Origin of the sequence: Aureimonas sp. AU22 (genome assembly GCF_001463745.1) — a bacterium.
Lineage (GTDB): Bacteria > Pseudomonadota > Alphaproteobacteria > Rhizobiales > Rhizobiaceae > Aureimonas.
Genome location: NZ_BBWJ01000010.1, coordinates 1 through 16,129 on the forward strand (window position 1 = coordinate 1; position 16,129 = coordinate 16,129).

Consider the following 16,129-nt stretch of genomic DNA (forward strand, 5'->3'; position numbering starts at 1 on the left):
GGGCACAGGATTGATGCCGGTGGACAGGTCGAGCCAGTCCTCGCGCCGCCCGCCGAAGCGCGCGATCGCCGCGCCCAGCGCCCCGCCGTGGACGAGATGCGCGCTCACGTGCGGTCGACCACGTGGATGTAGGAGCCGGACACGCGCCCGCGCCGAAGACCGACGCCGCCGAGGGCTTCGCCGAGCGCATCCGCGGCCTCGAACAGCCGCTCGCCCTCGCCCTCCCCGACGATCGTGGAATAGTGGAACTCGTGGCCGACGAGCGGCCCTTCCCAGGGACCGCCCGGCAGCGCCGTCAGCCGGCGATAGCCGAGATGGAGGCGCTGCGTGGCGAAGGAGGTGACGAGCGGCAGGAAGCCGAGCATCGGATGGCGCCGACCTCCGGCGTCCTCCAGCACGTCGCCGAGAACCATGTAGCCGCCGCATTCGCCATAGATCATGGCATTTCGCTCGCGCGCTCGCGCCATGCCGGCGTGAAACCCGCCGGCCTCGGCGATGCGACCGGCATGAAGCTCGGGATAGCCCCCCGGCAGGAATACGGCATCCGCCGTGGCGTCCGGTCCTTCGCCAGCGAGCGGCGAGAAGAACGACAGCGCCGCCCCCGCCTTATGCCAGCCATCGAGGAGGTGGGGATAGGCGAAGGCGAAGGCCTCGTCGCGCGCCACCGCGATTCGGGCACCGAGCGGGGCAAGGCGTGCCGTCGGGGCGATGGGGTTCCGCCGTGGCTGCGCGGATCGAAGCAGCGCTTCGAAGGCCGCCGCGTCCGCGCCCTCGCCGAACCAGTCGGCCGCCCGCTCCAGAAACGCGTCGAGCCCGTCGGTCTCCCCGGCGCCGACGAGACCGAGATGGCGCTCCGGCATCGCCAGCGCCTCGCGCCGGGGCAGCGCGGCGAGGATCGGCAGGCCCAACGGCTCGAGCGCGCCGCGCAGCATCGCCTCGTGCCGCGCGCTGCCGACGCGGTTGAGCGCGAGGCCGCACAGGGGCAGGCCCTCGCGATGGTCGCGAAACCCTCGCACCAAGGCCGCCACCGAGTGCGACTGCCTGGCGCAATCCACCACGAGGAGCACGGGGAGCCCCAAGATCTCGGCGAGGTCGGCGGCCGAGCCCGTTCCATCCGCCGCGCCGTCGAAGAGCCCCATCATGCCCTCAACGACGAGGGCGTCGCCACCGGTCTCGGCCAGATCGCGAATCAGCGCGGGGCGCATGGCATAGGGGTCGAGATTGACGGATGCGCGCCCCGCCGCCACCGCGTGGAAAGCGGGATCGATATAGTCCGGCCCCGCCTTGGCGGGCGCGACACCCAGCCCGCGCCGACGCGCCCAGCGCAGGAGTGCCAGGGTGAGAAGCGTCTTGCCGCTGCCCGACTGGGGCGCGGCGACGAGGAGACCGGGACGGGGCGGAACGACGGGCATGATCGGTGGCGCTTTTCGCACGGATGCGCCGCGCCTATAAGCCCCCGATGGGTCTCGATCTCGGCCAGCGCCGCACAGGAACAAGCGAAACGCGGGACGGCGTGCCGCTGCGGCGCGGCTGGACCACGGGCGCCTGCGCCACCGCCGCGACCAAGGCCGCGCTCGCCGCGCTCCTCACCGGGGAATTCCCCGATCCCGTCGAGATCGTCCTGCCCAAGGGCGAGCGGCCCGCCTTCCCGCTGGCGCGCACCGCGCTCACGCAGGCGCAAGCCTTCGCCGCCATCGTCAAGGACGCCGGCGACGACCCCGACGTCACGCACCTCGCCGAAGTCGGCGCGCGCGTGCGCTTCGGCCCGCCGGGCAGCGGCATCGTGTTCCGCGCAGGGCCGGGGGTCGGCACGGTGACGCGGCCGGGCCTGCCGATCCCGCCCGGCGAGCCGGCGATCAACCCGGTGCCCCGCGCCCTGATGCGCGCCGAGGTCGAGGCGCTCTGCGCCGTCCACAGGCTTGCGCCGGACGTCGAAATCTCGATCGAGGTGCGGGACGGCGAGCGGCTGGCGGAGCGGACCTGGAACGGGCGGCTCGGCATCCTCGGCGGGTTGTCGATCCTCGGCACGACGGGGATCGTTCACCCGTTCTCGTGCTCGGCCTGGATCCATTCGATCCATCGCGGCATCGACGTCGCGCGCGCCTCTGGGCTTGCCCATGTCATCGGCGCGACGGGTTCCACCAGCGAGGACGCGGCGCGACGCCTGTATCCCGAGCTTCCCGACATCGCCTATCTCGACATGGGCGACTTCGCCGGCGGCGTCCTGAAATACCTTCGCCGCCACCCGGTGCCGCGGCTGACGCTGATCGGCGGGTTCGCCAAGTTCACCAAGCTCGCGCAGGGGTCGCTCGACCTTCACTCGGGACGCAGCCAGGTGGACCCCGGCTTCCTGCTCGCCCTCATGGGCGAGGTCGCGGCCGAGACGCGGGGCGCCGTGCTCGGCGCCAACACGGCGAAGGAGGTGCTGGACCTTGCCGCCGGGGTAGGGCTGGATCTCGCCGCGCCCGTCGCATCGAAGGCGCTCGCGACGGCGCGCGACGCGCTCGGCGATGCGCCGTGCCGCGTCGAGGTGCTGGTGACGGACCGGGCGGGCGGGGTGATCGCGCGTGCCGTCTAGAGAAGCGCTCGGCGTCCTGATCCTCGGCGGCACGGCGGAAGCCACGGCGCTCGCGATCCGTCTGCACACGGAACGCCGCGTCGAGCGACTCGTGCTGTCGCTGGCCGGCCGCACCCTTCGACCCGATCTGCCCGAAGGGGTCGAAGCCCGCATCGGCGGCTTCGGCGGCGCGGCGGGCCTTGCCGCCTATCTCGCAGCGGAAGGCATCACCCATCTCGTGGACGCGACGCATCCGTTCGCGGCGGGTATTTCGCGCAATGCGGCGGAGGCAGCGCTTGCGGCCGGCGTGCCGCGCCTCGCGCTCCATCGCCCCGGCTGGGACGCGCGTCCCGGCGACCGGTGGGTCCACGTCGCGTGCCTGAAGAGTGCGTGCGACGCCCTGCCCCCCGGCGCACGGCCGTTTCTGGCGCTGGGCCGGCAGCACATCGCGCCGTTCCGCCACCGACCGGATCTGCGACCCGTCCTGCGGATGGTGGATCCGCCGGACGCGCTGCCCTTCGCGGCCGACCTCGTTCTCGGCAAACCGGGGGACGCGGCATCCGAGATCGCGCTGTTCGCAGGAAAAGGCATCACCCACGTCGTCTGCCGCAACGCAGGCGGCGCGGCGTCCTACGCGAAGATCGAGGCTGCGGGGGCTCTCCGGCTTCCCGTCGTCCTCATCGACCGCCCGCCCGCCCCACCGCCGCCGATGGTGGCGAGCGTCGAAGAGGCGGTCGCGTGGCTCCGGAGAACGCCCTAGCCGGCCGACTTGCCGCGGACGGAGCGCAGGATATGGGGATGCGCCGCGTCGTAGAGCTTGGAGTCTATGAACCCCTCGGCGCCCAATGCCCGGCCGACCAGCACGAGCGCCGTACGGGTGAGCTTGGCCTTGCGCACCTTGCGGGCCACGGTGGCGAGCGTCGCGTGGATGAAGGCTTCGTCCGGCCAGCCGACGCGATAGGCGACGACCACCGGGCAGTCCGGTCCATAGGCCGGCAAGGGCGAGAGTTCGCGCTCGATATGGGCGAGGTTGCGGATCGACAGGTGGATCGCGAGCGTCGCGCCGCTCCGGCCCAATGTCGCCAGGTCCTCGCCCGCCGGCATGGCGGAGGACTTCATCGCCGTGCGTGTCACGATGACGCTCTGGCAGACCTCGGGGATCGTCAGCTCCTGCCGGAGCGCGGCGGCCGCCGCCGCAAAGGCGGGCACGCCCGGCGTCACGTCGTAGGCGATCCCCAGTGCGTCCAGACGGCGCATCTGCTCGGCCGTCGCGCCGTAGATCGACGGATCGCCGGAATGGACGCGCGCCACATCGAGGCCGGCCGCATGGGCGGCCTCCATCTCGGCGACGATCTCGTCGAGATGCATCGGCGCCGTGTCGAGGACGCGGGCGCCCTCGGGCGCCGCCTTCACGATCTCCTCCGGCACCAGCGACCCGGCATAGAGACAGACCGGGCAACGCTCGATGAGGCGAAGCCCGCGGACGGTGATGAGGTCGGGCGCGCCGGGTCCGGCACCGATGAAATGAACGGTCACGATCCGATCCCCGATCCGGCCTTCGCGGCATAGCCGCGCGGCGTGTAGGCATAGGTGCGCCCCTCACCGCTCGTGAAGGCGCGCGTGTTGGTGGAGCCGACGACGACCACGGTCAGCATGTCGACCTCGTCGACCGCGAGATGCTGCAATTCCACGATGCGGACGCTCTCGCCCTCGCGCCCGAGATTGGTGGCGAGCACCACCGGCGTCTCGGCCGGGCGATGGCTGAGCAGCACGTCGCGGGCGTGGGCGAGTTGCGTGCGGCGGCGCTTCGAAACCGGATTGTAGAAGGCGATCACGAAGTCGCCCTCGGCGGCCGCCTTCACCCGCCGCTGGATGTCCTCCCAAGGCGTGAGGAGGTCGGACAGCGAGATCGTGCAGAAGTCGTGCCCGAGCGGCGCGCCGGCCCGCGCGGCGGCGGCCTGCAGCGCCGAGATGCCGGGCGACACTGCGATCGCGACGCGGCGCGCACTGTGAGACACGTCGCCCCGGTCGATCAGTTCGAACACCAGCGTCGCCATCGCGTAGATGCCGGCATCGCCCGAGCAGACGAGCGCGACGTCGCGCCCCTCCGCCGCGAGTTCCAGCGCGAAGCGCACCCGCGCCTCCTCCGCCCCGAGATCGAAGTCGTGGCGCTGCTTGCCGGTGGCCAAAGGTCCGAGAAGGTCGAGATAGAGCGAGTAGCCGACGAGATCGCTCGCGCGGGCGACCATGGCGGAGACTTCCGGCGAGCGCCATTGCGCCCCGCCCGGCCCGATCCCGACGACGAAGAGGCTGCCCCGCGCGCGGCCGATCGTGGCCGGATCGACGGGCCGGGGCGCCCGGGCAAGGGCCGCCGTCGCGCGCGCCGACTTGCGCTTGGCAACCACGAGGGCGCCGTCCGCTCCCGCGCCGGCGAGCGCCGCGCCTTCCGAAACGCCGTGGCAGCCGGCTTCCCGGAAGACGACCTCGGATGGGTTCGCCAGCCGCGGCGTTTCCGCCTCCAACCGTGCGGCGTCGAAGAAGCGGGCGGGCACGCCGTAGCGGGCGGCGACCGCATGGATGGCGGGCTCGTCGGCCTTCAGGTCGAGCGAGGCGACGGCGGCGAGCGACAAGGGGCTGAGGCCGGATTCCGCCAGCACGCGCTCCGCCAGCGCCACGGCCTCTTCCGGCGGCGCGCCGCGCTCGGCACCGATCCCGAGCACCAGCGTCTTCGGGCGGTAGAGGAGTTCGAGCGGAGCCGGTTGCCGTGCCGCGTCCGTCACCGACAGTGACACGCGCCCGTCGTCGGAGACGGGGATGGAGGACGCTTCGAGCCAGTCCGCCCGGCCTTCGATCCAGGCATGCTCGCCGGAGAGGAGTTCGGCCATCACGCCCTTGGCGTCGGCCGGGTTTTCGAGCGCGTAGCCCTCGGGCGGCGCGTCGAGCGCCACGCCGAAACGCAGGTCGCCGGCCGTGGTGATGGCGGGCGCGACATCGAGGACAACCGCGATGCGGCGTGCGAGATCGTTGGCGCCGTGGTGCCCGCCGAGGAGCGGCACCACGGCCGAGGCATCCTCGGCCACGCAAAGGACCGGTGGCTCGGTGCCCTTGTCGGCGAGGAGCGGCGCCAGGATGCGGATCAGGGCGCCCGACGCCATCAGGGCGACGATCGGCCGCCCGGCGGCGAAGAGGGCGCGGATGTGCTCGCCGGCATGGGCAAAGGTCACGTCGGCGCCGGACACGCGCGTCGTGCCATGCACCTCGCCGCGCAAGGCATCGGCGAGACGACGTGCGAGGGTGGAGGCGGCGGGGCCGAGGCAGAGGATCGCCGGCGTATTCATCGGGCATTCCCCTCGTCCAGCGCGCGGAGGATCGCGGGTTCGCCCCCCTTGTAGAGAAGGATCAGCGCGAAGTAGGGCGCGCGGGCGTCGGTCTCGGCGAGCGGCAGGACGCGCTCGCCCGGCTGGCCGATGCGTTCCGCGTAGCTCGCCCGGGCGGTGAGACCCATGTCCGCGATCAATGCCTTCACCCGTTCGAAATGCCGGCCGAGCTTCAGGATCGCGACGCTCTCCGCCGCCGCGATCGCCGGCCGCAGCGCCTCGTCGGGCAGCGTCGCCGGCAGGACGCAGAAGCGGTCGCCGCGCGCGCTCAAAGGGCGGCCCGTGCGCGCCGCCGCCGCCATCACCGAGGAGACGCCGGGCACGACCTCCGTGGGATAGCGATGACCGAGGCGGGCGAAGAGCTGGAGGAACGAGCCGTAGAAGAACGGATCGCCCTCGCACAGGACGGCGACGTCCCGCCCTGAATCGAGCGCGTCGGCGATCTTCGGAGCGGCGAGATCGTAGGCCCCCTGCCCCGGCGCTCGCTCGCTCGCCATGCAAAGCGGGATCGCGATCTCGACCTGGCCGCCCGGCAGGTGCGGGGCCGCGATCGCGCGCGCAAGGCTCGTGGCGCCTTCGGACAGCGGATAGGCGATGACCGGCGCCTGGCGCAGGAGCCGCACCGCCTTCAGCGTCAGGAGTTCGGGATCGCCGGGCCCGAGGCCAAGGCCCAGAAGCCGGCCGGTCATGGAAGAGCCTTCTTCGTGACATGCCAGTGGGTGACGGGCATCGACGCCCGCCAGCCGCGATAGGGGCCGACGGGCTCGGCGGCCGCCACCGAGACGCGCAGGAGTTCGCCCCCGTGGACCTCGTGGAGCGCGAGGAGGATCGCCTCCGATTCGAGCGTCACCGCATGGGCGACCAGCCGCCCGCCGGGTTTCAGGGCGCCGAAGGCCGCGGGAAACAGCCCGTCCGTCAGCCCGCCGCCGAGAAACACGGCGTCGGGGGCGGGCAGCCCATCGAAGGCGTCCGGGGCGCGGGCGGGGACGATGGCGAGGCCGACCGGCGCGAGGCGCTCGGCGTTCTCGGCGATCATCGCCCGGCGCGCTTCGACGGGCTCGATGGCGATCGCTCGGCCACCCGGCGCGGCGCGCAGCCATTCCACCGAGATCGAGCCGCATCCGGCGCCGACGTCCCAGAGAAGCTCGCCCGGCATCGGCTCGAGCGCCGAGAGCGCCAGCGCGCGCAGGGTTCGCTTCGTCATCTTGCCGTCGTGGCGGAAGGCGTCGTCGGGCAGGCCGGCGACCGTGGAGCGGGCACGGCGGCCCGCGTCAGCCCGGCATTCGAGCGCGATCGTGTTGAGATCGGCGATGGCCTGGAGATCGAAGCCAGCTGCCTTCGCCTCGCGGATCCGCTCGGCCGCGCCGCCCATGTGCTCCAGCACATGGAGGCGGCTTGTCCCGAACCCGCGCGCCGCGACGAACGCCGCGAGGCGCGTGGCGGATGCGCCGTCCTCCGACAGAAGCAGCAGGCGCGCGCCGTCGCGCAATTCGGGGACGACCGCTTCCAGCGGCCGGCCATGGATCGACACGCAGCGCACATCCTCCAGCGCCCAGCCGAGCCGTGCGGCGGCCAGCGAAAAGGCGGAGGGTGCGGGAAGAACCGCGAACGCGCCGGGCTCGATCACCTCGCGCAGCCAGCGCGCCGGGCCGAACCAGGACGGATCGCCCGTCGCCAGCACCACCGCGCGGCGCCCGCGCGCGGCCAGGATGTCGGGTGCCGACGCGGCGAAGGGCGAGCGCCAGGGACGTCGCTCGGCCGGATGGTCCGCGGGTAGCAGCGCCAGGTGACGGGCGCCGCCGAAGACGATCTCCGCCGCGGCGAGGACGCGCGCGGCTTCGGGCGAAAGGGTCTCGATCCCGCCGTCGCCGATGCCGACGAGATGCAGCCAGGGCGTCATGCCGGCGCGCCCTCGAGGCCGGCGGCGAGCGCGTTGACGGCGGCCGCCGCCACGGCGCTGCCACCGCGCCGGCCGGTGAGCGTCGCGAAGGGGAGCCCGCGCGGGTTCGCGGCGAGTTCCGCCTTCGATTCGGCGGCGCCGACGAAACCCACGGGAAAGCCGAGGATCACGGCAGGGTGCGGCGCGCCTTCGTCGAGCCGTTCCAGAAGACGGAACAGCGCGGTCGGCGCGTTGCCGATGGCGACCACCGCCCCGTCGAGATCGGCGTCCCACAGATCCACCTGCGCGGCCGATCGCGTGGTGGCAACCTGTCTCGCATGCTCGGAAACGCCGGAATCGTTCAGACGGCACACCACGCGATTGCCGGCCGGAAGCCGCGCCCGGATCACGCCATGCGCGACCATCTCGGCGTCGACGAGGATCGGTGCGCCGCGCTGCAGCGCCGCCCGCCCCGCCGCCACGGCACCCGGCGAGACGACGAGGTCGTCGATCGCATCCACCATGCCGCAGGCATGGGCGATACGGATCGCGAGGTCCTGCGCGTCGGGGGCAAGACGCGCGAGCGCGGGCGCGCCCTCCTCGCGGATGGTGCGAAAGCTCAGCGCATAGATCGCTGCGGGATCGCGCAGGTGGGCGGGCACGGGCATCGGCGCCTCAGTGCCCTTTCAGCGTGCGCGGCCCGAGCGGATGGTCGGCATGCGGATAGGGATGATGCGTGTGCGCGTGCCCGTGCCCGTGGCCGTGGTCGTGCCTGTGGCTCTCGCCGTGTGCGTGGCCATGGCTGTGGTCATGGCCCGGGGCGTGATCGTGGTGGTGATCCGGACCGTGGGAATGGTCGTGCGGATGATCGTGATGATGGTGGTGCGCGTGGTCGTGACCATGCGAATGGTCGTGGTGATGCCCCGCCCCATGCTCGTGCCCCGCAGGCCCCGTGCCGATGCCCTCGACGTGATGGTGGTGGCTTTCCTGGGGCAGGCCGACCTCGGCCTCGAAGCCCAGCACCTGCTCGCGATACTTGCACATCTGGCAGTTCATGAGGTTAGTGCCCTGGAGGATCTCCTCCAAACGGTCCACGAAGGTCTCCACCACGAGATCGTGGGCGCCGAGATACTTCGCCTTCAGGAAGCGGATGCCGGGATGGGCGGCGGCGACGCGATCCGTCGCGTCGTAGATCCGGTCGACCAGGATGCCGGTGAAGAGGAAATAGGGAAACACCACGACGCGGCCGTAGCCGAGCCGGGCGACGTGCGTGAGGCCCGGCTCGACGAGCGGAAAGGTGACGCCGGAATAGGTCGTCTCGCCCCAGCCGAAGCCGAGGCCCTCCCACAGGAGGCGCATGACCTTGGCGACGTTGGAATTGGCGTCGGGATCGGACGCCCCCCGCCCGACCACCACCAGCATCGTGTCGTGCAGCGGCTCGCCGTCGCGCCAGCCATCGCTGCGCAGCGCCTCGCGGATGCGCTCCCCGGCGGCGCGGATCATCTTCGGGTCGATGCCGAGTTCGCGCCCGTAGGTGACGGACACGTCGTTCTGCGCGGCATAGGTGTTGAGGACGGACGGGATGTCGTTCTTGGCATGGCCGGCGGCGAACAGCATGCCCGGCAACGCCAGGATGTTCGTCGCACCCTTGGCCTTCAGCCGATCCAGCCCGTCGCGGATGATCGGGGTGGCGAATTCGAGATAGCCGTAGTCGACGCTCCAGTCGGGCAGGCGGCGCGCCATCTTCTCGGCGAGGCCGCGAAACTCGTCCACCGCGCCCCGGTCGCGGCTGCCATGGCCGCACAGCATCAAGGCCTTCATCGTCGTCCTCCGTCCTTGCATCGCCGGAGGAGGCGCGGCGCAAAACTTTTGCGCAGCGAATCGATCCGCCGGTTCTCGCGTCGGCCCCCGGATTGGGTCGGCCGCCCGTGAAATCTTGAGTGTCAGAGCCTCGTTCGAGGCACCGTCAGGCCCGCGCTTCATGACGGACGGCGCGGGCTTCGTCAAATCGCCGACCGTTTCCGCTTGGCCGGACGGGCAGCCCGGCCTATGGCCTCCGGGCCCGTCCCGCGAAAGCCGCCGTCCATGCCCTTCGACGACCCCTTCATCCTCCTCGTCCTGGCCGCCTTCGTGGCGGGCGTCATCGACGCGATCGCGGGCGGCGGCGGCATGATCACGGTGCCGGCGCTCCTGCTCGGCGGCCTCGACCCCTTGTCGGCGCTCGGCACGAACAAGCTCCAGTCGCTCTTCGGCTCGGCGTCCGCCACCATCACTTATGCGCGCAAGGGCCACGTGCAGCTGAAACCCCTCCTGCCGGCCGCCGCCCTCTCCTTTGGCGGCGCGTGTCTCGGCGCGCTGCTTGCCGCGTCCCTGCCGCTGGATTTCCTGCGCCGGCTCCTGCCGTTCCTCCTGATCGCCATCGCCGTCTATTTCGCGCTGAAGCCGGGGCTCTCGGACGTCGACCGCGAACGGCGCATCTCGCCGGCCGCCTTCGCGCTGTTCCTGGTGCCCCTGATCGGCGCCTATGACGGATTGTTCGGGCCGGGCACGGGGTCGTTCTTCATGCTGGCCTTCGTGTCGCTCGCCGGCTACGGCGTCCTGAAGGCGACCGCCCACACCAAGCTTCTCAACTTCGCCTCCAACTTCGGGGGTTTTGCCGTCTTCGCCCTCGTCGGTTCCATCCACTGGAAGCTCGGGCTCGCCATGGGCGTCGCGCAGTTTCTCGGCGCGCGCGTCGGCGCCGGCGTCGCCATGCGCTTCGGCGCCGGGCTGATCCGCCCGCTTCTCGTCCTCGTCTGCATCGCGCTGGCGGTGCGGCTACTGTGGTCGTGACGAGGCCCCCAGTCCCGGCCCTGATGCTGCAGGGCACGGGATCGGATGTGGGCAAGAGCGTCCTCGTGGCCGGCCTCTGCCGCCTCTTCGCCAATCGGGGGCTCACCGTGCGGCCGTTCAAGCCGCAGAACATGAGCAACAACGCGGCCGTCGCCTGGAACCCGAGCGTCGGCGAATGGGGCGAGATCGGTCGGGCGCAGGCGCTCCAGGCGCTGGCCTGCCGCGTAGCGCCGAGCGTCCACATGAATCCCGTCCTCCTCAAGCCGCAATCGGAGACCGGCTCGCAGGTCGTGGTGCAGGGACGCGTCGTGGGCGCGGCGCGGGGGCGCGACTACCAGGCGCTGAAGGCGCGCTTCCTGCCGGCCGTCCTCGACAGCTTCGCCGAGGTGTCCGCCGGCGCCGACCTCGTGCTGGTCGAGGGCGCGGGGTCGCCGGCCGAGATCAACCTGCGCGCCGGCGACATCGCCAACATGGGTTTCGCGCGCGCCGCCGGGGTGCCGGTGGTGCTGGTCGGCGATATCGACCGGGGCGGCGTCATCGCCTCGCTCGTCGGCACGCACGCGATCCTGCCTGAAGAGGACCGCGCACCCATTCGCGGCTTCCTGATCAACAAGTTCCGGGGCGACCCGACGCTCTTCGCCGAGGGGCTTGCCGCCGTCACCCGCTTCACCGGCTGGCCGAGCTTCGGCGTGGTGCCCTGGGCCCCCGAGACGGCGCGCCTGCCGGCCGAGGACTCCGTGGCGCTGGACCGCCGGCCCACGCAAAGACCGAAGCCGGGCGACCTTCGCGTCGCGGTGCCGCGCCTGCCGCACATCGCCAATTTCGACGACCTCGATCCGCTGCTCGCGACGCCCGGCGTCTGCGTCGCGCTGGTGCGGCCGGGCGAGCCATGGCCGGACGACGCCGACCTCGTGCTCCTGCCGGGCTCCAAGGCGACGATCGCCGACCTCACGGCCCTTCGCGGCGAGGCATGGGACCGCGCGATCCTCGCCCATCACGCGCGCGGCGGTCACGTGCTCGGCCTTTGCGGCGGCTACCAGATGCTGGGACGCCGCATCCTCGACCCCGACGGCGTCGAGGGCGACACGCGCGAGGCGGACGGCCTCGCCCTTCTCGACGTCGAGACGCGGATGCTGGGCCCGAAGACCCTCAGGGAGGTCGAGGCGATCGGGCACGGCGGCATCGCCTTCCCCGCCTACGAGATCCACATGGGGCAAAGCGAGGGGCCGGACCGCGCGCGCCCCTTCGCCCATGTCGCTTCGCAGCCCGAGGGCGCGGTGAGCGCCGACGGGCGGGTCTGCGGCACCTATCTGCATGGCCTGTTCTCGGGCGACCGTTGGCGCGAGGCCTATCTGGCCGGGCTCGGCGTCACCAAGCCAGGCCGCTCCCACCAGGGGGACGTCGAGGAAGCGCTCGACGCCCTCGCCGCGCGGTTGGAGGCCTGTCTCGACATCGCGGCTCTCGAGCGCATCGCCCGCGCGCGGTGACCCGTCGCCCCGAGCGGGGGCGCAAGATGTCGAATCCGTAATTGGCAATCCATGAAAAATCGCTCCAGATCTGCGCCAGCGCAATCTGGAGACGCCTCGTGGTCGCAACGTCCCTGACCGATACCCGAACCGGCTACGGCCTCGTGTCGCGCACCCTTCACTGGGGCATGGCGCTGCTGTTCGTCTGGCAGTTCACGACGGTGTTCCTGTCCGCGGTCGCGGAGGACACGGCGGTGGAACGCTTCTTCTGGGGCACCCACTATTCGGTCGGCTTCACGCTATGGGCGCTGGTGCTCGCACGCGGCGCCTGGGGCCTGTCGCAGATCCGGCACCGGCCGCGACACGAGGGCCCGCGGCTCCTGGCCCGTGCCGCGACGCTCGGTCACCTCGCGCTCTACGTGCTGATGGTCGTGGTGCCTTCGCTGGCGATCCTGCGGGCCGCCAACAACGGTCGGGGTTTCAGCGTCTATGGCAACCAGCTCGTCGCCCCCGGCGGTGCGGCGAACCCGTCGCTGACGGCGCCGGCCAACCTCCTGCACGGGTTTCTCGGCTGGACGCTCTTCGCGCTCATCGCCGGCCACATCGCCATGGCGCTCTGGCACGGCCTCGTGCGCCGCGATGCGACGCTGCGCCACATGACGCGCGGTCCCCAGCGGGGACCCCGCTCCCTGCGCTCGTTCTGACGCGGCTCAGTCCTCGGACGCGAAGTCCTTGAACCGGCCGGCCCAGTCCTTGTGCCAGCGCGACAGGGGCGGACGGTTCTCCACGATGTCGCCCGCCGCCCAGCGGATGCGCTTCTCGTCGGTCCGGCGCGTGGTTTCGCCGTCCGGGCACAGGATGTAGAAGTCGCCGGCTTCGAGCCGCTCCATCATGAAGTCGATCGTCTGGTCGGGCGTCCAGGCGCCGTCCGGCTTCTCGGTGCGGCCCTTGGCGGTGAGGCCGGTGAACACGAAGCCGGGAATCAGGAGGGCCGCCTGGACCTGATGGCCCGCCGTTTCGCGCAGTTCGTGCTGCAGCGCCTCGGTGAAGACTCTCACGCCGGCCTTCGACACGTTGTAGGCCGGATCGCCCGGCGGCGTGGTGATGCCCTGCTTGGAGCCGGTGTTGACGATCAGCGCCGGCTCTCCGTGGGCCATCATCGCCGGGCCGAAGATCCGCGTTCCGTTGACGACGCCGCCGAGATTGATCGAAAGCACGGCGTCCCAGTTGGCCTGGTCTCCGAAGATCGACGAGCCCGGCTGGATGCCGGCATTGTTCATCAGCACATGCACCTTGCCGAGGCGCTCGGCGATATGCTCGGCGGTCTTCTGGAGGCCCGCACGATCGCTGACGTCGCAGGCGGCCGCCACGATCCGCGTCTCGTCGCCATCGGCCAGCGCCACCAGTTCCTCATGCGCGCTCGCCAGGTCTTCCATGCGCCGGTCGACGACCGCGACCTTCAGCCCGGCCCTGGCGAAGCGCCGGGCGGCAGCGAGCCCGATGCCGGCCGCGCCCCCGATCACGACGGCGGTGTGGAGCGGTGCGATGGCGGGGTGATGCATGGAAATGGTCCTCGAGCGTCGTTCTTCGGTTCGGCGGGGACATAGCAGGCCCGCGCTCCAAGGGGAGGGCGGCGAGCGAAAGGAAGACAAGCGATGACCCCACTGCGCGTCGCCTTCACCGGGGGACCCGGCGCCGGCAAGACGACCTTGATCGACCATCTGGCCTCCACAGGTTTCGCCCATATGCCGGAGGCGGGGCGCGCCGTGATCCGCGACCAGTCCGCGATCGGCGGACCGGCTTTGCCTTCGGGCGACCGGGCGGCCTTCGCGGAGGCGATGCTGACATGGGAGCTGCGGTCCTGGCACGAAGCGGCCGGCCTTCCGGGTCCGGTGCTCTTCGACCGGGGCCTGCCCGACCTCGTCGGCTATCTCCGCCTCTGCGGCCTTCCGGTCCCGGTCCATGTCGAACGGGCGTCGCAGCTTGTGCGCTATCATGCCCGCGTCTTCGTCGCGCCGCCCTGGGAGGCGATCTACGAGACCGACCGCGAACGCTCGCAGGACTACGCGGAAGCGGTCGCCACGCACCGCGAGGTGACGCGAGCCTGGCGCGAGTTCGGCTACGAGACGGTGCCCCTTCCGCTCGCGTCGGTCGCCGAGCGCGCCGTCTTCGTCCGCTCTCGTCTCGGCCTCGATTGACTGGCCTCCCGCTTCGTCTATCCTCGCGCACGGATGGTCTCCCCCGCCAAGTTGACGGAGGGAGCTAAGAGGGAATGCGAAGGGCCGACTTAACCCAAGGGCCCGTATCGCAGCCGACCCCGCGACTGTAGAGCGACGAGGCGCCCCCGCCGGCAGGCAACTGCTGGAAACGCCACTGGACGGTTTCGTCCGGGAAGGCAGGGGACCGCCGATGACCCGCGAGCCAGGAGACCTGCCATCCGTTGCCAAGGCGGCCATTCCGGTCGCCGTCACGGAGGTTGAACCCATGACCGCTTCGCCGATCGCTCAGAGCCGATCCATCTCCGCGCGCCTGCCGGCCGCGATCCTCGCCTTTGCCGCGGGCGCCTTTCTCCTGTGGGGCGCGGGCTTTGCCGGCGCCGACGCGCTGCACGACACCGCGCACGACGCGCGCCATGCCATGGGACTTCCCTGTCACTGAGGCGGCCTTCGCCGTCTTCCACATCCCCTGCGCGTTCGCTCGAAGCCCCTTGCCGGGCCGCGAACGCCTTTCCAGTGACACGGCCTCGGATCGGAACGCCTCGGGCGTTCCGCCGGGCCGAAAGGGATCTCCCATGCTCGCACGCTTCTTTCTGGCCGCGCTTCTGGCCGGCATCCTCGCCGGCGTCTTCGTCACGCCGATCCAGCATCTCAAGACGACGCCGCTGATCCTCGCCGCCGAAACCTTCGAGACCGGCGGCGAGGCGCACGACCACGCCGCCCTCCTCCCGAGCCTAATATCGCCCGCCCATGCCCACGGCACGGCGGAAGCGGCAGAGCCCGGCACAGCGGCGCGGATCGGCGGCACGCTTCTCGCCAACATCGTCATCGGCGCGGCCTTCTCGCTTCTGATCCTGGCCGCGAGCCTCGGCCTCGACCGCCCCGTGACGGCCGCCAACGGCGCGCTCTGGGGGCTGGCCGGCTTCGCCGTCGTCACGCTCGCCCCGGCGATCGGCCTGCCGCCCGAACTGCCGGCGATGCCGGCGGCCGATCTCGCGGCCCGCCAGACGTGGTGGCTCGCGACGGTCGCCCTGTCGGCCGGCGGGCTGTGGCTCCTCGTGTTCCGCCGGTCAGTGCCGGCCGTGGTCGGCGGGCTGGCGCTTCTCCTCCTGCCCCATCTCGTCGGCGCCCCGCACCCAGCCGACATCGCGAGCCCCGTGCCCGCAACGCTCGCCGCCGAGTTCGCCGTCGCCTCGCTCGTCGTGTCCGCCCTGTTCTGGGCGGCGGTCGGCGGGCTTCTCGGCCTGGCGCTCGATCGTGCGCGACGTGGGGCGACCGTGCCGGCATGAGCCTTCACTTCGTTCTCGGCGGAGCGCGCTCCGGAAAAAGCGCCTTCGCCGAGCGGCTCGTCCGGGACAGCGGCCTCGAGCCGCTGTATCTCGCCACCGGCCGCGCCTTCGACGCGGAGATGGAAGCGCGCATCGCCGAGCATCGCGAACGGCGACCACCCCCCTGGACGACGGTGGAGGAGCCCCTCGATCTCGCCGAGGCGATCGGCCGCGAGGCGCGGGAGGGGCGCGCGATCCTCGTGGATTGCCTGACCCTCTGGCTGACCAACCTGATGCTGGAGGAGCGGGACATCCCCGCTGCGTTCGACGCGCTGGACGGCGTCCTGCGAACGCCCCTTCCCGGCCTCGTCGTCCTCGTCTCCAACGAGGTCGGCCTCTCCATCGTGCCGGAGAACCCGATGGCGCGGACCTTCCGCGACGATGCCGGTCGTCTCCACCAACGTGTCGCGGCCCTGGCCGGCGAGGTGACCTTCGTCGCCGCCGGTCTGCCGCTGAAACTCAAGGGCTGATCCC

Annotated in this window: 17 protein-coding genes, 1 pseudogene and 1 riboswitch; of the genes and pseudogenes, 9 read left to right on the top strand and 9 right to left on the bottom strand. The window is 71.7% G+C overall.

All coding sequences use genetic code 11. From position 1 onward, the window contains the following. Nucleotides 1-108, bottom strand: a pseudogene (locus tag AUL34_RS22785) (threonine-phosphate decarboxylase); the annotation flags it as partial. Beyond that, nucleotides 105-1,412, bottom strand: coding sequence for a cobyrinate a,c-diamide synthase (locus AUL34_RS03390; protein WP_061931209.1), 1,308 nt, complete (start codon nucleotides 1,410-1,412; stop codon nucleotides 105-107). The gene AUL34_RS03390 and the pseudogene AUL34_RS22785, both read right to left, overlap by 4 nt. 47 nt (nucleotides 1,413-1,459) lie before the next feature. Between AUL34_RS03390 and AUL34_RS03395 the strand changes: the two genes are divergently transcribed. Both AUL34_RS03395 and AUL34_RS03400 read left to right on the top strand, forming a co-directional pair. Continuing rightward, a complete protein-coding gene (locus AUL34_RS03395; protein ID WP_061931396.1) occupies nucleotides 1,460-2,578 on the top strand; it encodes a cobalt-precorrin-5B (C(1))-methyltransferase in 1,119 nt (372 codons plus the stop codon). Then, on the top strand, nucleotides 2,568-3,317 hold the full coding sequence (locus tag AUL34_RS03400) for a cobalt-precorrin-6A reductase (RefSeq protein ID WP_061931212.1): 750 nt from the start codon (nucleotides 2,568-2,570) through the stop codon (nucleotides 3,315-3,317). The genes AUL34_RS03395 and AUL34_RS03400 overlap by 11 nt, the downstream gene beginning before the upstream one ends. On the opposite strand, the gene cobM is transcribed toward AUL34_RS03400, so the two are convergent. The 6 genes from cobM to AUL34_RS03430 are packed head-to-tail and all read right to left on the bottom strand — an operon-like array spanning nucleotide 3,314 to nucleotide 9,634. After that, on the bottom strand, nucleotides 3,314-4,093 hold the full coding sequence (gene cobM / locus AUL34_RS03405) for a precorrin-4 C(11)-methyltransferase (RefSeq protein WP_061931215.1): 780 nt from the start codon (nucleotides 4,091-4,093) through the stop codon (nucleotides 3,314-3,316). The two genes, AUL34_RS03400 and cobM, sit on opposite strands and share 4 nt — an antisense overlap. Beyond that, nucleotides 4,090-5,895 (bottom strand): precorrin-3B C(17)-methyltransferase, encoded by a 1,806-nt coding sequence (gene cobJ, locus AUL34_RS03410; protein ID WP_061931218.1) that lies wholly within the window; start codon nucleotides 5,893-5,895, stop codon nucleotides 4,090-4,092. The genes cobM and cobJ overlap by 4 nt, the downstream gene beginning before the upstream one ends. After that, a complete protein-coding gene (cobI, locus tag AUL34_RS03415; protein ID WP_061931221.1) occupies nucleotides 5,892-6,623 on the bottom strand; it encodes a precorrin-2 C(20)-methyltransferase in 732 nt (243 codons plus the stop codon). The genes cobJ and cobI overlap by 4 nt, the downstream gene beginning before the upstream one ends. After that, nucleotides 6,620-7,834: a bifunctional cobalt-precorrin-7 (C(5))-methyltransferase/cobalt-precorrin-6B (C(15))-methyltransferase gene (locus tag AUL34_RS03420; RefSeq protein WP_061931224.1), complete on the bottom strand. Its 1,215-nt coding sequence runs from the start codon at nucleotides 7,832-7,834 to the stop codon at nucleotides 6,620-6,622. Before AUL34_RS03420 ends, cobI begins: the two co-directional genes overlap by 4 nt. Further along, nucleotides 7,831-8,475 (bottom strand): precorrin-8X methylmutase, encoded by a 645-nt coding sequence (locus AUL34_RS03425; RefSeq protein ID WP_202814932.1) that lies wholly within the window; start codon nucleotides 8,473-8,475, stop codon nucleotides 7,831-7,833. Before AUL34_RS03425 ends, AUL34_RS03420 begins: the two co-directional genes overlap by 4 nt. Before the next feature lie 13 nt (nucleotides 8,476-8,488). Further along, nucleotides 8,489-9,634: a sirohydrochlorin chelatase gene (locus AUL34_RS03430; RefSeq protein ID WP_061931230.1), complete on the bottom strand. Its 1,146-nt coding sequence runs from the start codon at nucleotides 9,632-9,634 to the stop codon at nucleotides 8,489-8,491. 264 nt (nucleotides 9,635-9,898) lie between these two features. Here AUL34_RS03430 and AUL34_RS03435 point away from each other — a divergent pair, with 264 nt between their 5' ends. The 3 genes from AUL34_RS03435 (at nucleotide 9,899) to AUL34_RS03445 (ending at nucleotide 12,815) form a co-directional block, all read left to right on the top strand. Then, nucleotides 9,899-10,645: a TSUP family transporter gene (locus AUL34_RS03435; RefSeq protein WP_061931233.1), complete on the top strand. Its 747-nt coding sequence runs from the start codon at nucleotides 9,899-9,901 to the stop codon at nucleotides 10,643-10,645. Nucleotides 10,646-10,668: 23 nt separating this feature from the next. Next, nucleotides 10,669-12,132, top strand: coding sequence for a cobyric acid synthase (locus tag AUL34_RS03440; protein ID WP_061931236.1), 1,464 nt, complete (start codon nucleotides 10,669-10,671; stop codon nucleotides 12,130-12,132). Between the two features lie 98 nt (nucleotides 12,133-12,230). Continuing rightward, nucleotides 12,231-12,815 carry a cytochrome b gene (locus AUL34_RS03445; protein ID WP_061931239.1) on the top strand — a complete coding sequence of 195 codons (585 nt, stop codon included), beginning with the start codon at nucleotides 12,231-12,233 and terminating at the stop codon, nucleotides 12,813-12,815. 6 nt (nucleotides 12,816-12,821) lie between these two features. On the opposite strand, the gene AUL34_RS03450 is transcribed toward AUL34_RS03445, so the two are convergent. Beyond that, the gene (locus tag AUL34_RS03450; protein WP_156420763.1) at nucleotides 12,822-13,673 is read right to left on the bottom strand and encodes an SDR family oxidoreductase; all 852 of its coding nucleotides are present in this window, start codon (nucleotides 13,671-13,673) and stop codon (nucleotides 12,822-12,824) included. Between the two features lie 93 nt (nucleotides 13,674-13,766). On the opposite strand from AUL34_RS03450, the gene AUL34_RS03455 reads away from it, so the two are divergent. From AUL34_RS03455 to cobU, 4 genes are all read left to right on the top strand, one after another. After that, entirely contained in the window at nucleotides 13,767-14,309 is a 543-nt protein-coding gene (locus AUL34_RS03455; RefSeq protein WP_061931242.1) for an AAA family ATPase, read from the top strand. Between the two features lie 17 nt (nucleotides 14,310-14,326). Next, a riboswitch (cobalamin riboswitch) is annotated at nucleotides 14,327-14,564 on the top strand. Continuing rightward, a complete protein-coding gene (locus AUL34_RS03460; RefSeq protein WP_370539018.1) occupies nucleotides 14,521-14,769 on the top strand; it encodes a CbtB-domain containing protein in 249 nt (82 codons plus the stop codon). It overlaps the preceding riboswitch by 44 nt. Before the next feature lie 133 nt (nucleotides 14,770-14,902). After that, nucleotides 14,903-15,616 (top strand): CbtA family protein, encoded by a 714-nt coding sequence (locus tag AUL34_RS03465; RefSeq protein ID WP_061931248.1) that lies wholly within the window; start codon nucleotides 14,903-14,905, stop codon nucleotides 15,614-15,616. Then, nucleotides 15,613-16,125, top strand: coding sequence for a bifunctional adenosylcobinamide kinase/adenosylcobinamide-phosphate guanylyltransferase (cobU, locus tag AUL34_RS03470; protein WP_061931251.1), 513 nt, complete (start codon nucleotides 15,613-15,615; stop codon nucleotides 16,123-16,125). Before AUL34_RS03465 ends, cobU begins: the two co-directional genes overlap by 4 nt. The last annotated feature ends 4 nt before the right edge of the window (nucleotides 16,126-16,129 follow it).

Coding starts and splice junctions, on each gene's coding strand:
- AUL34_RS03430 (WP_061931230.1), bottom strand. CDS start 9,634: ATGAAGGCCTTGATGCTGTGCGGCCATGGCAGCCGCGACCGGGGCGCG.
- AUL34_RS03465 (WP_061931248.1), top strand. CDS start 14,903: ATGCTCGCACGCTTCTTTCTGGCCGCGCTTCTGGCCGGCATCCTCGCC.
- AUL34_RS03440 (WP_061931236.1), top strand. CDS start 10,669: ATGCTGCAGGGCACGGGATCGGATGTGGGCAAGAGCGTCCTCGTGGCC.
- cobU (WP_061931251.1), top strand. CDS start 15,613: ATGAGCCTTCACTTCGTTCTCGGCGGAGCGCGCTCCGGAAAAAGCGCC.
- AUL34_RS03435 (WP_061931233.1), top strand. CDS start 9,899: ATGCCCTTCGACGACCCCTTCATCCTCCTCGTCCTGGCCGCCTTCGTG.
- cobI (WP_061931221.1), bottom strand. CDS start 6,623: ATGACCGGCCGGCTTCTGGGCCTTGGCCTCGGGCCCGGCGATCCCGAA.
- AUL34_RS03390 (WP_061931209.1), bottom strand. CDS start 1,412: ATGCCCGTCGTTCCGCCCCGTCCCGGTCTCCTCGTCGCCGCGCCCCAG.
- AUL34_RS03450 (WP_156420763.1), bottom strand. CDS start 13,673: ATGCATCACCCCGCCATCGCACCGCTCCACACCGCCGTCGTGATCGGG.
- AUL34_RS03395 (WP_061931396.1), top strand. CDS start 1,460: ATGGGTCTCGATCTCGGCCAGCGCCGCACAGGAACAAGCGAAACGCGG.
- AUL34_RS03460 (WP_370539018.1), top strand. CDS start 14,521: ATGACCCGCGAGCCAGGAGACCTGCCATCCGTTGCCAAGGCGGCCATT.
- cobJ (WP_061931218.1), bottom strand. CDS start 5,895: ATGAATACGCCGGCGATCCTCTGCCTCGGCCCCGCCGCCTCCACCCTC.
- AUL34_RS03455 (WP_061931242.1), top strand. CDS start 13,767: ATGACCCCACTGCGCGTCGCCTTCACCGGGGGACCCGGCGCCGGCAAG.
- AUL34_RS03420 (WP_061931224.1), bottom strand. CDS start 7,834: ATGACGCCCTGGCTGCATCTCGTCGGCATCGGCGACGGCGGGATCGAG.